This is a genomic window from Pseudomonas sivasensis (assembly GCF_052938085.1).
The window spans coordinates 2,142,456-2,156,884 of sequence record NZ_CP176442.1 but is presented as its reverse complement, the minus strand read 5'-3'; the positions used below and the strand labels follow the sequence as shown (position 1 = coordinate 2,156,884).

General features: G+C 61.1%; 13 protein-coding genes. 7 read left to right on the top strand and 6 right to left on the bottom strand.

Going from position 1 to position 14,429, the window contains the following annotated elements; genetic code table 11:
- Nucleotides 1-116 precede the first annotated feature (116 nt).
- The 4 genes from ACKZ62_RS10135 to ACKZ62_RS10120 all read right to left on the bottom strand — a co-directional run bounded on the left by ACKZ62_RS10135 (nt 117) and on the right by ACKZ62_RS10120 (nt 4,173).
- A complete protein-coding gene (locus tag ACKZ62_RS10135) occupies nt 117-950 on the bottom strand; it encodes a TIGR03915 family putative DNA repair protein (protein WP_122680584.1) in 834 nt (277 codons plus the stop codon).
- The gene (locus tag ACKZ62_RS10130; protein ID WP_032888160.1) at nt 947-2,167 is read right to left on the bottom strand and encodes a putative DNA modification/repair radical SAM protein; all 1,221 of its coding nucleotides are present in this window, start codon (nt 2,165-2,167) and stop codon (nt 947-949) included. The genes ACKZ62_RS10135 and ACKZ62_RS10130 overlap by 4 nt, the downstream gene beginning before the upstream one ends.
- A gap of 66 nt (nt 2,168-2,233) precedes the next feature.
- Nucleotides 2,234-3,571 (bottom strand): lysine N(6)-hydroxylase/L-ornithine N(5)-oxygenase family protein, encoded by a 1,338-nt coding sequence (locus ACKZ62_RS10125; protein WP_032888163.1) that lies wholly within the window; start codon nt 3,569-3,571, stop codon nt 2,234-2,236.
- A 119-nt stretch (nt 3,572-3,690) separates the two neighbouring features.
- Complete coding sequence (locus tag ACKZ62_RS10120) at nt 3,691-4,173, bottom strand: sigma-70 family RNA polymerase sigma factor (protein ID WP_099600935.1); 483 nt, start codon at nt 4,171-4,173, stop codon at nt 3,691-3,693.
- 260 nt (nt 4,174-4,433) lie between these two features.
- On the opposite strand from ACKZ62_RS10120, the gene ACKZ62_RS10115 reads away from it, so the two are divergent.
- The 7 genes from ACKZ62_RS10115 to ACKZ62_RS10085 all read left to right on the top strand — a co-directional run bounded on the left by ACKZ62_RS10115 (nt 4,434) and on the right by ACKZ62_RS10085 (nt 12,632).
- Nucleotides 4,434-5,603, top strand: a complete 1,170-nt coding sequence (locus ACKZ62_RS10115) for an efflux RND transporter periplasmic adaptor subunit (RefSeq protein WP_032888167.1) — start codon at nt 4,434-4,436, stop codon at nt 5,601-5,603.
- A gap of 1 nt (nt 5,604) precedes the next feature.
- Nucleotides 5,605-7,575, top strand: a complete 1,971-nt coding sequence (locus tag ACKZ62_RS10110; RefSeq protein ID WP_447096619.1) for a MacB family efflux pump subunit — start codon at nt 5,605-5,607, stop codon at nt 7,573-7,575.
- Nucleotides 7,568-8,980, top strand: a complete 1,413-nt coding sequence (locus ACKZ62_RS10105; RefSeq protein WP_447096618.1) for an efflux transporter outer membrane subunit — start codon at nt 7,568-7,570, stop codon at nt 8,978-8,980. Before ACKZ62_RS10110 ends, ACKZ62_RS10105 begins: the two co-directional genes overlap by 8 nt.
- 106 nt (nt 8,981-9,086) lie before the next feature.
- Nucleotides 9,087-9,836, top strand: coding sequence for an alpha/beta fold hydrolase (locus tag ACKZ62_RS10100; RefSeq protein ID WP_447096617.1), 750 nt, complete (start codon nt 9,087-9,089; stop codon nt 9,834-9,836).
- An 81-nt stretch (nt 9,837-9,917) separates the two neighbouring features.
- The gene (locus ACKZ62_RS10095; RefSeq protein WP_032888174.1) at nt 9,918-10,781 is read left to right on the top strand and encodes a LysR family transcriptional regulator; all 864 of its coding nucleotides are present in this window, start codon (nt 9,918-9,920) and stop codon (nt 10,779-10,781) included.
- A 76-nt stretch (nt 10,782-10,857) separates the two neighbouring features.
- Complete coding sequence (locus tag ACKZ62_RS10090) at nt 10,858-11,535, top strand: sterol desaturase family protein (protein WP_095184345.1); 678 nt, start codon at nt 10,858-10,860, stop codon at nt 11,533-11,535.
- A complete protein-coding gene (locus tag ACKZ62_RS10085; RefSeq protein WP_447096616.1) occupies nt 11,532-12,632 on the top strand; it encodes an SMP-30/gluconolactonase/LRE family protein in 1,101 nt (366 codons plus the stop codon). The genes ACKZ62_RS10090 and ACKZ62_RS10085 overlap by 4 nt, the downstream gene beginning before the upstream one ends.
- A 317-nt stretch (nt 12,633-12,949) precedes the next feature.
- Here the strand turns inward: ACKZ62_RS10085 and ACKZ62_RS10080 are convergent, their stop codons facing one another.
- On the bottom strand, nt 12,950-13,330 hold the full coding sequence (locus ACKZ62_RS10080; protein ID WP_032888179.1) for a hypothetical protein: 381 nt from the start codon (nt 13,328-13,330) through the stop codon (nt 12,950-12,952).
- Nucleotides 13,331-13,332: 2 nt separating this feature from the next.
- Nucleotides 13,333-14,328, bottom strand: a complete 996-nt coding sequence (locus tag ACKZ62_RS10075) for a hypothetical protein (RefSeq protein WP_447096615.1) — start codon at nt 14,326-14,328, stop codon at nt 13,333-13,335.
- Between the last annotated feature and the right edge of the window lie 101 nt (nt 14,329-14,429).

Here is a 14,429-nt window from a genome sequence, read left to right as displayed (position 1 = left end):
AGGGGCAGTGCGAGGATTCGACTTGCTCCCGATAGCGGTGGGTCAGTGAAAGATGAGCTGACTGACACACTGCTATCGGGAGCAAGTCGAATCGTCGCACCGCCCCTCCAACATTTTTAACCATGCCCGCTTAAGATTTTCTTACCTTGGCGCGCGCCCACCAGCTTCGCCTGCCCATCCTTTTGCTTGCCCGTGCGCGCCTCGCTGATCAACCCCGGTATCAACTTGCCCTCCGGCAGATTCTTCCAGAACCGGCTGGGCAAGTGCCCTTCCATTACCTTGGGATTCAACCGCGCCGGATTGAAAATATGGCTGTAATAAGTCAGCCACATAGCGCTGTGCGGGTCTTCGACATTCTGCGCCAATTGCTGCCACGCCTCGGGGCACTCGCGCTGATGAATCAGCTGTTCACCGTCGTAATACACCCCATCCAACGGCGTAGCGATCATCCAACGATGACGCCCCATACGCCCGACAAAGTGCTGGCTGGCCGATTTCAAGATGTCATGGGCCGGCTCATGCCAGGCCACATACTCCGGCAGTTCAGGCCCCGCCTCTGCCGGTAACGCGATGAACCGCACAAACGCATGCAGGTGATGGGCTTCACGGCTGACCTGTTTGATGCGCCGCTGCAATTCGCTGCCCAGCTTGTCGCCCGCCAGCATCGCCGTGCGGTCGCCATGGCTGACCCGCCACAGCACCTCATACAGCAGGCTCCAACGCTGGTCGCCGTGATAGCAGGCCGCAGACTCCAGCAGCTCGATCAGCGCCTTGGGAATACGCGCCTGAAACGGACCGAGCCCTTCAGGAATCGCCTCGTCAGTGGCGAACAAATCCGCCACTTCGGCCTCACCCCAGCTCACCTGGCTGGGGTCGACCTGATGGCTGAGCAACCAGCGCGCCTGTTCGCGCCAGGTGCTGAACAGGTTGTCGCATTCCAGGCTGATCATCCCCACAACCCCATCTGTTGCGGTTGCGGACGATCGCGCAGTTGTTCGCGCAGCAGCACGCTGGTGCTGTCAGCCTGTTGCGGGTGGTAGTCGCTGGTGATGAAAAACGGCTTGGCCTTGGCCAGCACGCAGCGCATGCGGGCCAGGTCTTCGAAGCGAATCTTGCGTTCACGGCGCAGGTCCACCAGGCGTTGGGTGGTGCGCAGGCCGATACCTGGGATGCGCGCAATAAGCGTGGGTTCGGCGCGGTTCAGATCAAGGGGAAACACCTCACGATGCTCCAGGGCCCAAGCCAGCTTGGGGTCGATATCCAACGCCAGATGGCCGGGGCCTTCGAACAATTCATTGGCGCTGAAGCCATAGCTGCGCAGCAGGAAATCCGCCTGGTACAGACGGTGCTCACGCATCAAAGGCGGCGCAGCCAGGGGCACGCTTTTCGGGCTGTTGGGGATGGGGCTGAACGCCGAGTAATACACGCGGCGCAGCTTGAAGTTGCCATACAGCGCCTCGGCGCCGTGCAGGATGGTGCTGTCATCGGTATCGTCGGCGCCGACGATCATCTGCGTGCTCTGCCCAGCCGGGGCGAAACGCGGGGCGCGAGGTTCGTTGAACACGGTCTGTTCGCCGGTGTAGATGGTCTGCATGGCCTGCTTGATGGTGACGATTTGTTTTTCCGGCGCCAGGGTATTCAGGCTGGCCTCGGTGGGCAGTTCGATGTTCACGCTCAGCCGGTCGGCGTAGCGCCCGGCTTCGGCGATAAGCGCAGGGTCGGCGTCGGGAATGGTCTTGAGGTGGATATAGCCGCGGAAGTCATGCTCTTCACGCAATAGCTTCGCCACCCGTACCAGCTGCTCCATGGTGTAGTCGGCCGAACGAATGATGCCGGAGCTGAGAAACAGCCCGCTGACGCAGTTGCGCTTGTAGAAATCGAGGGTCAGGGTGACCACCTCCTCCGGGCTGAAACGCGCGCGGGGCACGTCGCTGGAGCGGCGGTTAACGCAGTATTGGCAGTCGTAGAGACAGAAGTTGGTAAGCAGCACCTTCAGCAACGACACGCAACGGCCGTCGGGCGTATAGCTGTGGCAGATGCCCATGCCATCGGTTGAACCCAGCCCCGCCTTGCCCTCCGAACTGCGCTTGGGTGCGCCACTGCTGGCACACGAAGCGTCGTACTTGGCGGCGTCGGCGAGGATGCTGAGTTTTTCGATCAACTGCATGGAAGGCTACCGATACTGGTTTTTTGTACAGTATCAGGCAACCCTCCGGGTCACAAGTGCAGTCTGTCAGCTGGCGGTGGCCAACAGCAGGTCCTGCACCGAACGCGCTTTGCCTCGGCTGCGGTCGTATTCATACAACGACGCGGCAATTTCATCCGCGCGAATCGGCAGAATCGACAGCAATGTGTCGCTCAAACCATGGCTGGCCTGGCTGAAGCCCTGGATATAGATACCCGCCTTACAGCGATCGTCGGTCACGATGCGGTAGTCACGAGCCACTTCGAAATCACCCATATACGCTTCCAGAGGCGCCAGCAGTTCGCGGTGCATCTGACGCTCGTAGCCGGTCGCCAGCACCACCGCATCGTAATGATTGACGGTGATGTCACCGTTGGCATTGTTGCGCAGGGTCAACTCAATACCCATCGGGCCGGCCACCGCTTTTTCCACCACGGTCATGGTGCGGAACGCGTGACGGGCGATGCCGGAGACTTTCTGGCGGTAGAGAATCCCGTAGATACGCTCGATCAGGTCCAGATCGACCACCGAATAGTTGGTGTTCTGGTACTCCGCGACCAAACGCTCGCGCTCGGCCCCCACTTGTTGGAACACCAGGTCGGTGAAGGCCGGCGAGAACACCTCATTGACGAACGGGCTGTCATCGGCCGGCTTTAGCGCCGAACCGCGCAGGATCATGTCGACCTGCACCGACGGATAGCTGTCATTGAGGTCGATGAAGGCTTCAGCCGCGCTCTGGCCACCGCCAATGATCGCGATGCGCATCGCCTTGCCGTCCACACAGGGTTGCTGCGCCACGCGGGCCAGGTACTGGGAGTGATGAAATACGCGGTTGTCATCCTTGAGCCCTTTGAACGCCGCAGGCACCCGTGGCGTGCCACCGGCGCTGACCACCACCGAGCGCGTCGTGCGCACGTGCTGCTCACCGTGGGCATCGCGGGAAATCACGCGCAGTGCCTCGACCTGCTGCTGATGCAGGATCGGCTCGATGGCCAGTACTTCCTCGCCATAACGGCCCTGGTTCTGGAATTGCGCTGCGACCCAGCGCAGGTAGTCGTTGTACTCCATGCGGCACGGGTAAAAGGTGCCCAGGTTGATGAAGTCCACCAGGCGGTCGTGGGCTTTCAGGTAATTGACGAAGGAGTACGGGCTGGTGGGGTTGCGCAGGGTCACCAGGTCCTTGAGGAACGAAATCTGCAGTTCGCTCTGGGTCACCAGGGTATTGCCATGCCAGCGGTAGTCGGCCTGCTTGTCGAGAAACAGCGCGTCCAGCTTGCCCTGGGTTTTCTCTCGTTCCTGCAGAGCGATGGCCAGCGCCAGGTTCGATGGGCCGAAACCGATACCGATAAGGTCGTGAACCGCGGGCGAAGCAATTGCCTGTGTCATTCCAGTGTCCTCTGGATAAGCCCCTTGGCGATGGGGCAGGAATACCTTCAAGACCTGCACAACAGGTCATGTGTTGATAGGAAACGAGGACAGTGAAATAAAATTTACCTGATCAGCGATCAGTGCCCTTCCCACTCGCGCATCCGCACCCGACAGTGCTTCATGGCGTTGACGATATGTTTTTCCACCAGGGCGCGGGAAATACCCAGGCGCTCGGCAATCTGCAGGTGGGTCAGCCCGTCGAGTTTGCGCAGCAGGAAGCTGTCGCGGCAGGCTTTCGGCAACTCGGCCAGGGCACGATCAAGCAGCTCCAGGCGTTGGCCTTGGTCGTGGCTGGCGTGGGGGGAACTGGGGGAGAAGCGTTCTTCGCTGTCGAGTATTTCCAGCGGCTCGTGCTGGCGCAGTACGTTGCGCCGATGCCCGTCGATCACCAGGTTCAGCGCCGTGCGGTATAAAAACGCGCGGGGCTGGTCGATGGGGACAGCGCTGGAACGCTCAAGTACCCGAACGTAGGCGTCATGCACCACATCTTCGGCCACCTGACGGTTGCCCAGCTTGGCGTTGAGGAAACACACCAGCTCGCGATAGTAGTTTTCCAACATGACTCCCGACCGCCACAGAAAGGCGATATCCGTTCCTTGAGTACCTGAAAATGACAACCCATAGCGTAATGGCAGTTTGGGTGCGTGCAATTTATAGTAATTCTCATCTACTTTTAAACAAGTCTTGCGCCACCGGTCGTTTTTTTTACGCAAACGACCCGTTACACAGTGTGTAACAGCCTAAATCCTCACGCGTTTCTCTCGTTTAACTGTCAGCTCTGCGCAACTGCGCTCCGAACTTTCCTGGCTGGAACCTAAGCATGAAACGCCCTCGACCTGCCCGACGCGCCCTGCTAGTTGTGGCGTGCCTGATTCCCGTCATCGCGGTCGCCGCCTGGCAAGTACTGCCGACCGGCCGCGACACGCTGACCACCGTCACCGTGACCCGCGGCGATATCGAAAACAGCGTGACCGCTTTGGGCACCCTGCAACCACGTCGTTACGTGGACGTGGGCGCCCAGGCTTCCGGGCAGATTCGCAAGATCCACGTTGAAGCCGGCGACCAGGTGCAGGAAGGCCAATTGCTGGTAGAGATCGACCCCTCGACGCAAAAAGCCAAGCTCGATGCCAGCCGCTACGCCATCGAAAACCTCAAGGCACAGTTGCAGGAGCAGAAGGCCCAGCACGAACTGGCGCGGCAGAAGTACCAGCGCCAGCAGCGTCTGGTCGCCGGCAACGCCACCCGCGAAGAGGATGTCCAGACCGCCAAGGCGGAACTGAGCGCCACCCAGGCCCGGGTCAATATGTTCCAGGCGCAGATCCTCCAGGCTCAGGCCAGCCTGCGCAGCGACGAAGCGGAGCTGGGCTATACGCGCATCTACGCGCCAATGACCGGCACGGTGGTTGCCGTGGACGCGCGGGTCGGCCAGACCCTCAATGCCCAGCAGCAGACGCCGTTGATCCTGCGCATCGCAAAGTTGTCGCCGATGACCGTGTGGGCCGAAGTCTCGGAGGCCGACATCGGCCATGTAAAACCCGGCATGACGGCGTACTTCACCACCCTGAGCGGCGGCAACCGGCGCTGGACCAGCACCGTACGCCAGATCTTGCCGATTCCACCCCAGCCCTTGAACGAAACCCAGGGCAGCGGCAGCCCTAATAGCTCCGGAAAAAGCGGCACCGGCCGCGTGGTGCTGTACACCGTGCTGCTGGATGTCGACAACGGCGATAACGCGTTGATGGCCGAAATGACCACCCAAGTGTTTTTTGTCGCCAGCCAGGTCAAGGACGCCCTGACCGCGCCGGTCGCCGCCCTGCTGGGCAGCCACAGCGCCGACAAACAGATCGCCCGTGTTGTCACGGAGAACGGCCGCATCGAGGAGCGCGAGGTGCAACTGGGCATCAGTGATCGCCTGCGGGTGCAGGTACTCGGTGGACTGAATGAAGGCGACCACCTGTTGATCGGCCCGGCTGCTGGCAGCGGGGGTTGAGTTGACCACGCCTCTGATCGAACTCAAGAACATCCGCAAGTCCTACGGCGGTGGCGACAGCCCACAGGTGGACGTGTTGCGCGGCATCGACCTGTCGATCCATGCCGGGGAATTCGTCGCCATCGTCGGCGCGTCCGGCTCCGGCAAGTCCACGCTGATGAACATCCTCGGCTGCCTCGATCGGCCCTCGGTCGGGGACTACCTGTTTGCCGGGGAAAACGTCGCCCACCTGGACAGTGATGAATTGGCCTGGCTACGCCGCGAGGCCTTTGGTTTTGTGTTCCAGGGCTACCACCTGATTCCTTCAGGCACGGCCCAGGAGAACGTCGAGATGCCGGCGATCTACGCCGGTATCAGCGCGGCCGAACGCCATGCCCGAGCCAACGCCCTGCTGACCCGCCTGGGCCTGGCTGAGCGTACCGGTAACCGTCCACATCAACTGTCCGGCGGTCAGCAGCAGCGGGTGTCCATTGCCCGCGCACTGATGAACGGCGGCCATATCATTCTCGCCGACGAACCCACCGGTGCCCTCGACAGCCATAGCGGCGCCGAGGTGATGACCCTGCTCGACGAACTGGCGAGCCAGGGCCACGTGGTGATCCTGATCACCCACGACCGCGAAGTCGCCGCGCGGGCCAACCGCATCATCGAGATTCGCGATGGCCTGATCATCAGCGACTCGGCCGATGACAGTGAAGCCGCCCCGCCCGCCGCCAGCGGCGCGTTGCAAGCCGTGGACCTGCGTCAACGCCTGGTCGACGGTGCGGAGCATAACGGCGCGTGGAAAGCCGAATTGGTGGACGCGGTACAAGCCGCCTGGCGGGTGATGTGGATCAACCGTTTTCGCACCGCATTGACCCTGCTGGGGATCATCATCGGCGTGGCGTCGGTGGTGGTGATGCTGGCGGTCGGCGAAGGCAGCAAGCGCCAGGTCATGGCGCAGATGGGCGCGTTCGGCTCCAACATTCTTTATCTGAGCGGTGCATCGCCCAACCCACGCACGCCACTGGGCGTCATCACCCTCAATGACGTCGAGGCACTGGGTGCATTGCCCCAGGTCAAGCGCATCATGCCGGTCAACGGCAGCAAAGCAGGCGTGCGCTATGGCAACGTCGACTACATGGCGTACGTGGGCGGCAACGACACCAACTTCCCGGATATCTTCAATTGGCCGGTGGTCGAGGGCAGCTACTTCACCACCGCCGACGAGCGCAGCGGGGCTACGGTCGCGGTGATCGGCCACCGTATCCGCGAAAAGCTGTTCAAGGGCCAGGTCAATCCGATCGGACAATACATCCTGATCGAGAACGTGCCCTTCCAGGTGATCGGCGTGCTGGCGGAAAAAGGCGCCGCCTCCGGTGACAAGGACAGCGACGACCGTATCGCCATCCCCTACACCGCCGCCAGCGTGCGTTTGTTTGGCAGCTACGACCCCGAATACGTGGTGATTGCCGCCGCCGATGCAGGCAGGGTCCACGAAGCCGAAGTGGCCATCGACCAACTTATGCAGAAGCTGCACAACGGCAAACCCGACTACGAGTTGACCAACAACGCCGCAATGATCCAGGCCGAGGCCCGTACCCAGAACACCCTGTCGCTGATGCTGGGCTCAATTGCCGCGATTTCCTTGCTGGTGGGCGGTATTGGCGTGATGAACATCATGCTGATGACCGTGCGCGAGCGCACCCGCGAAATCGGCATCCGCATGGCCACCGGTGCGCGCCAACGCGACATCCTGCGCCAGTTCCTTACCGAGGCGGTCATGCTCTCGGTGGTCGGCGGCTTGTGCGGCATTGCCCTGGCCCTGCTGGTGGGCGGCGTACTGGTGCTGGCCAACGTGGCGGTGCAGTTTTCCCTGGTGGCGGTGCTTGGCGCATTTGGTTGTGCGCTGGTCACCGGCGTCGTATTCGGCTTTATGCCGGCCCGTAAAGCTGCCCGGCTCGATCCGGTTAAGGCGTTGACCAGTGAATAAACGATCCATCCCCTCGCAGCTGTCCCTGATCAGCCTGTGCCTGCTGCTCAATGCCTGCGCCGGCGATCCACCCGCGGTGGACAGCGGTATTGCGCCGCCGGCCGCCTGGCAGTTCGCCGAGCGCGACGCGGCCCAGAGCACCAACCAGCACTGGTGGACGCAATTCGGCAGCCCGCAGTTGAACCGGCTGGTCGAACAGGCCCGGCGTGACAGTGTCGACGTGGCCGCCGCCATGGCCCGTGTGCGGCAGGCCCAGGCCAGTGCCGTGATCGCCGGGGCGCCGCTGTTACCCGAGGTGAAGTTCGACCTCGCCACCAGCCACCAGAAGCTGCTGCACGGCCAGGGCGGACCAGACCTGGACGTCTCGCAGAGCGACGACGCGGTCGACAATTTCGGCGCCAGCTTGACGGCCAGTTATGAAGTGGATTTCTGGGGCGGCCGCGCCGCCGCCCGAGACAGCGCCCTGCAGGGCCTGCGGGCCAGTGAGTTCGATCAGGCCACCGTGGAACTGACCTTGCTCAGCAACGTGGCCGACCGCTACGCGCAAACCCTGGCCGCACATCAGCGCCAGCAAATCGCCGAGCTGAACCTGGCCAATGCACGCAACGTGCTCGACCTGGTGCAAACCCGCTACGACGCGGGCTCCGCCACGGCGCTGGAACTGGCCCAACAGAAAAGCCTGGTAGCCAGCCAGCGACGCCAACTGCCATTGATTCAGCAACAGGCCGAAGAATCCCAGATCACCCTCGCGGCTCTCCTTGGCCAGCCGGTTCAAACCCTGGACCTGGGCGCCGAGCCCTTCCAGGCCCTGACATGGCCAACCATCGGCACCGGCATGCCCAGCCAGTTGCTCAGCCGCCGCCCCGATATTGCCAAGGCAGAGGCCCAACTGGCCGCCGCGCAAGCGGACGTCACCGTGGCGCGCGCCGCGATGCTGCCAGCCTTGACCCTCGGCGCCACACTGGGCTCCGACGCCTACAAGGCCGTGGACATCCTGCGCAGCCCGTATTACACGCTGACTGCCGGACTGGCAGGGCCGATCTTCAACAACGGCCGTTTAAGCGCCGAACGCGACAAGGCCCGAGCGCGCCAGGATGAGCTGCTGTACGCCTATCGCGGTGCGATCATCAACGGTTTTGCCGATGTGGAAAAAGCCCTCAGCAGCATCACGCGCCTGGACCAGCAGCGCCAATGGCAAACGGAAGAATTGCAGCAGGCCCAGACCGCCTTCCAGATTGCTGAAAGCCGCTACCAGGCGGGCGCCGAGGACCTGCTTACGGTACTGGAAACCCAGCGCACGCTTTATACTGCCCAGGACTTGAACGTGCAATTGCGACTGTCACGCCTGCAGGCCAGCATTGCGCTGTACAAGGCATTGGGTGGCGGTTGGAAGACTAATATCTGATAAACGAAACTCTTGTTTCGTACACCAGTCGTCTCACGCCCCTACATTCGTCACCTCAGGATCCTTGGTAAAAAGCCGCTTCCACACGGCTGCCCGGGACCTCCTGATGAATGTTGCAAAACACCTCGCATGCGGCTGTCTCTGGCTGGTCACTCATCTTGTCCAGGCAGAGTCACTGATCAAGCCCACCGCCATCGATTGGCTGCTCGATTGCACCCTCCCCACAGACGAACAGATGGCACCTGAGGTGCTGGCGCGCACCCAGTGCGGCGTCGTGACAGTACCGCGTAACCACGCGGCCCCCGGGGAAGGCACTCAACGCCTGTACCTGACCCGTGTCGGCGCCCGTGAGCCACTGAGTCGTGAAGGTGTGGTATTCGTCCAACCCGGTGACACACTGCAGGAAAACAGCGCAAGTACGTTCAGCATTCACCTCGTCAGCCGTTGGGAGACCTACTACACACAGGCCTACCGCACTCTGCTCAACCGCTACGATGTGATTGAACTCAGCCCTCGCGAACTCACTCAGGCCCATGACGTCGAACAGGCAGTTCAGGACATGGAGTATGTACGCGCACAACTGGGCGACCCACGATTGCACTTTTTGGGTAACGGCCACGCAACCCGCCTGGGCAGCCGTTACGCGGTGCAGTTTCCCGAACGCGTCGCACGCATGGTGCTGGTCAACGCTGAACAGGGCACGGCAGACGCCTTTCAAGTCACACACCTGCGCCTCAGGGAGCCCGCCAAACCGGACGGCGGAGGGTGTATCAGCCGATGGGTGGGCGATTTCCTGGCCCTTGGCAAACAGCCGCCGCCCTCCACTCGCTGTCTTGACGGGCATGCCTTGGAGTAGGTCCACCGTTGAATTGCATTCCACGCCCCCCTCTTCAGTGATCAGTTCTACAATGCCCCCCATTCATCCCCAGGGGGTTTCATGGACATCGAACTGGCACGCACCTTCCTCGAAATCACCCGCTGCGGCAGCCTCGCGGCGGCGGCCGAGAAACTGCACGTCACCCAGACCGCCATCACCGCACGGGTCAAAAGCCTGGAAAGCCAACTGGGCAGTACGCTGTTCATCCGCAACCGCGCGGGTGCGCGCCTGACCGCTGACGGCGAGGCCTTCGTGGTGTACGCCAACCAGTTGCTGCAAACCTGGGAAGCCGCGCGCCGCGACCTGCCGTTGCCCGATGGCTATCGCAATGTGCTGCATATCGGCGGAGAGGTCAGCCTGTGCAACCCGCTGATGCTCGGCTGGGCCCAGGCGCTGCGCGAGCATATTCCCGGCCACGCATTGCGCACCGAAGTGCGTGAAGGCGAATACCTGTTGCGCCAACTGGAACTGGGCGTGCTCGACGCTGCGTTGGTGTTCCAGCCGCAGTACTGGCCGGGGTTGCAGGTGGAGCAGGTGCTGGAAGAAAAGTTGATCCTGGTGCAATTGGTCAGCAAGCCGGCGCCGTACGTTTACATCGACTGGGGCCCGGGCTTTCGCCAGCAACATGACGCGGCCCTGCCCGACAAGGCCCGCGCTGCGGTGAGCTTCAACCTCGGGCCTTTGGCCTTGCAGTACATCCTCGAAAACGGCGGCGCCGGGTATTTCCGCACGCGGGTGGTGCAAAGCTACCTGGACAGCGGTGTGATGCAGCGTGTGGCCAAGGCGCCGGAGTTCAGTTTCCCAACCTACCTGGTGTATTCGCGGGCACGGGATTCGGCGGTGTTGCAGCAGGCCCTGGAGTTACTGCGCGACGTGGTCAAGGCCGAAGGTGACTGGTCGCAACGCTGGGATCCGCTGATGTGAAACGGACTATGGACTCGCACAATCGCGAAGGCGGACTAAGCTCAGTCACCACCCAAAAATAATATGAGTCCCGACCATGCCCGACGCTACCGAGGCTTTCCGTGCCCGCTACCGCGCCGCGGTTTCCGCTCGCTACAACCCCTGGCTTCATGGTTTTTTTGTACTGGGTTACGGCATCGCCTGCATCACCCTGGCCTGGTCCACCACTGAGCAGATCACAGCGCTGCAATGGCTGACCGTGCCGTTGACCCTGCTGTTCTTCAACCTCTGCATCTACCTCGTGCACCGCCATCTCGGCCATCACAAACACGCCTTTGCGCGCTTGTTCTACGCACGCCATACCGGTGACCACCACAGTTTCTTCACCCCTGGCCACATGACTTACGACAGCCCACGGGACTGGCGGGTGATTCTGTTCCCGGCCTGGTTGATCGTGCTGCACAGCCTGGCCATCACGCTCCCCGCCTGGTGGCTGCTCAAGCAACTGAGCCCCAACGTTGCTGGGCTGTTTGCCGGGTGCATGCTCCTGGGCTACCTGTTCTACGAAGTGTTCCACGCCTGCGAGCACCTGCCTGCGGAGCATCCGGTGGCGCGCCTGCCGTGGATTCGCCAGATGCACCGGCTGCATGCCTTGCACCATCGTCGCGAGCTAATGCAGGGGCGCAATTTCAATATCGTCCTTCCCCTGATGGATTACCTGTTCGGCACCCTGCACTGGGAGCCGAACCCCAACGACAACCAGGAATCGTCATGAGTACCCGTCCAAAAAAACTGCGCCATCTGCTGTTTGTGTTGCTGCTGGCGGCGGTCGCCTTTCTGCTGCTGATGCCCACCAAGGTACAACCGGTGAACTGGTCACCGCCCAAAGCGCCATCGATGAAGGATGGGCCTTTCGCCGAAAACCAGCGACTCAAGGCTGTACGGAAAATCGGCGCCCAGGACATCGCCGGGCCGGAGGCGTTGCTGTTGGATGCACAGGGTTTGCTCATCAGCGGCCTGCATGACGGGCGCATCATCCGCACATCGCCCGACAGTCAAAGCCTGGAAGTACTGGCCAATACGGGCGGTCGCCCACTGGGCCTGGCGATGCACCCGGATGGGCGCTTGATCATTGCCGATGGGGTGAAAGGCCTGCTCGCGCTGGACTCGAACCACCAACTCACTTCCCTGAGCACCAGCGCCAATGGCGCGCCCTTCGGTTTTACCAATGACGTCATCGTGGACGCCAGCGGCCGCTATGGGTATTTCAGCGATGCGTCGAGCCGCTGGGGTTATGGGCAAGACGGCGAAGCGGTGATCGAACATGGCGGCGATGGGCGACTGCTGCGTTACGACTTCAGCAACGGCAACACCGAGGTGTTGCTCGACCAGCTGCAATTCGCCAACGGCGTAGCCCTGGGCCCGGACGAAAGCTACGTACTGGTGAATGAAACTGGCGCCTACCGCATCAGCCGTTACTGGATCAAAGGCGAACGTGCTGGCAGCCACGACCTGTTTATCGACAACCTGCCCGGCCTGCCGGACAACCTGAGTTTCAATGGCCGGGACCGTTTCTGGGTAGCGCTCTACTCACCGCGCAACCCGTTGCTGGACAGCTTCGCCGGCTACCCGCTGCTGCGCAAAGTGATGGTGCGCGCACTGATGGTGGTGCCCAAGCCCATCGAGCGCAAAGCCTTTGTGTTGGGGTTGGATACCAACGGCAAGGTCATCGCCAACTTGCAGGATGGCAGCGCGGGCAACTACTCACCGATTACCACGGCGCGGGAGTATGGCGACTGGTTGTATCTGGGCTCGCTGACGAACACGAGCATGGCGCGCGTGCCGTTGCAACTGGCGTTAAAGCCGGAGTGAAGAGAGGGTCAGTTTGGTCCGGACGGGGCGCCTGAGATCAAAATCAAAAGCAGAGAGCAAGCCTAAGCCAGCCGGAGGTCTATCTGATGCATGAAGATCAAATGTGGGAGTGGGCTTGCCCGCGATGAGGGAGTGTCAGTTGATACATCTATGACTGACCCACTGCCACTGGGGTCAGGCCCCATCGCACATCTGGACTGAGTTCACTAAAAAATCGATCGACTCTAAGGCTGCCGCGCTTCTGCCTTTAATCTGAAGTCGCCCGGTCAACCACGTAGGCCGACAGCTATTTATGCGGTCAAGCTGCCCGTTGAGATTCAATCAATCGGGATGTCGCACCAGCTTCGCCAAACCGCCCAGACGACTGCGGCAATAGTCCAAACATAACCAAGACGATACGGCCACAACGCCCAACGCTTAAGCGCTAAAGGAACAGATGCCAGTTCGGCCTCAGTCACAAGGCCTGCTTTCAGGAAGGCCTTGGGCATCGACAGAATGTCGACCATCAACCCCATGCGATGATACCGGTCGATTCGCTGATTTCTTTTCCAAAAACGCTTATGTCTACGAACCTTTTCATTTTCACTGAAGTAACTTTCCAGCTCGTCGAGCTTCGTATATTCGGCAAACAGTACCAATCCTAAGAAAACAAACGTCCCGACAAACCAGACAACGGTATAGACCAGAAAAAAATCCATGGCTAAGCCCCCTCTGGCTGGAATATCAAGTCACCATCGACCTCTACGATCTTTCCTCCCAGAAACGCTCCGCCGTCGCCTAGCACGTTGCCTCCTGCATACCCACCCGCAGCGCCTCCGATAACGCTGCAAATCAGTTCACCACGTCCTTTAGCCGCAATACCTAAAAAAATATTGCATGCACGACGACTTAGTTTCCCGCCAAAGTTCGCAGCTACAGCCGCCCCCGAAACCGCCCCCACCAACCTCCCCGTCTCCACATACTTCGCCCTCCGACACTGCGCCTCCCGCCCCGTCACACACGCCTCCTTGATCTCCAATCCCGCCACGCCCACGTCCAGCGCCAACCCCACATACGTGCCTTTGCCCAACCACTTTGACATCTGCGCGATCTCCCGAATCCGCTGCGCGTACCCAGCGATCTCACCCTTCTTCAGATAGCTTTTCGTGGAAATCCCCAGCAGCTTCTTCAACCCCTGATTGCCCTGCAAACCCGTGCCATAGCGCGCCGCGCCTTGCAATTGGGTGTCCAACAGCGACAACAACACCTGGCGCTGGCGAAAAAATGCCTGCCGGTCCAACCCACCGTCCCGAAAGCGCTGATGCAACCGCTCAATGTCCTCCAGCGTATGCGCCACCTCGTCCAGATGCCGCGACCACGCCGACGTCACGCTGCCCACCCCGATCGAGCTGTACGCCAGAAAGCTCTGCAGCAAGTCATAGTTATTGATCACCGCCGTTCCGACTGACGCGTCTTGCGCCAACTGCCGGTGAATTTCTTCCGCCCGGCGCATCAACCAGGCCTCCTCCAACGAACACGTCACGCTGTAGGCATCGGGAATAATCACCATCTGACCCGGCGTCACCAGCCCATAGCGCAGGTGCCGATTCAACACATCAAAATGATCAGAACGCTGCCGGCTCGGAGCACTACCCATCAAGCGGGATTTCACACTCGGATAGTCCATCGTGCGGTCGTTGAGATAGCTCTGCGCCATGCCTTACATCCGGGATGCAATGAAGATGGCGTCGAAATATAAGCAAGCAGATACACCCCGGACACAACCCGAGGAAGGCTGAATAACATTTGGGAAGTTAC

Bases quoted from the DNA above. Each gene is read 5' to 3' on its own strand.
- ACKZ62_RS10135 (WP_122680584.1), bottom strand. From the start codon at position 950: ATGATCAGCCTGGAATGCGACAACCTGTTCAGCACCTGGCGCGAACAG.
- ACKZ62_RS10130 (WP_032888160.1), bottom strand. From the start codon at position 2,167: ATGCAGTTGATCGAAAAACTCAGCATCCTCGCCGACGCCGCCAAGTAC.
- ACKZ62_RS10125 (WP_032888163.1), bottom strand. From the start codon at position 3,571: ATGACACAGGCAATTGCTTCGCCCGCGGTTCACGACCTTATCGGTATC.
- ACKZ62_RS10120 (WP_099600935.1), bottom strand. From the start codon at position 4,173: ATGTTGGAAAACTACTATCGCGAGCTGGTGTGTTTCCTCAACGCCAAG.
- ACKZ62_RS10115 (WP_032888167.1), top strand. From the start codon at position 4,434: ATGAAACGCCCTCGACCTGCCCGACGCGCCCTGCTAGTTGTGGCGTGC.
- ACKZ62_RS10100 (WP_447096617.1), top strand. From the start codon at position 9,087: ATGAATGTTGCAAAACACCTCGCATGCGGCTGTCTCTGGCTGGTCACT.
- ACKZ62_RS10095 (WP_032888174.1), top strand. From the start codon at position 9,918: ATGGACATCGAACTGGCACGCACCTTCCTCGAAATCACCCGCTGCGGC.
- ACKZ62_RS10090 (WP_095184345.1), top strand. From the start codon at position 10,858: ATGCCCGACGCTACCGAGGCTTTCCGTGCCCGCTACCGCGCCGCGGTT.
- ACKZ62_RS10085 (WP_447096616.1), top strand. From the start codon at position 11,532: ATGAGTACCCGTCCAAAAAAACTGCGCCATCTGCTGTTTGTGTTGCTG.
- ACKZ62_RS10080 (WP_032888179.1), bottom strand. From the start codon at position 13,330: ATGGATTTTTTTCTGGTCTATACCGTTGTCTGGTTTGTCGGGACGTTT.
- ACKZ62_RS10075 (WP_447096615.1), bottom strand. From the start codon at position 14,328: ATGGCGCAGAGCTATCTCAACGACCGCACGATGGACTATCCGAGTGTG.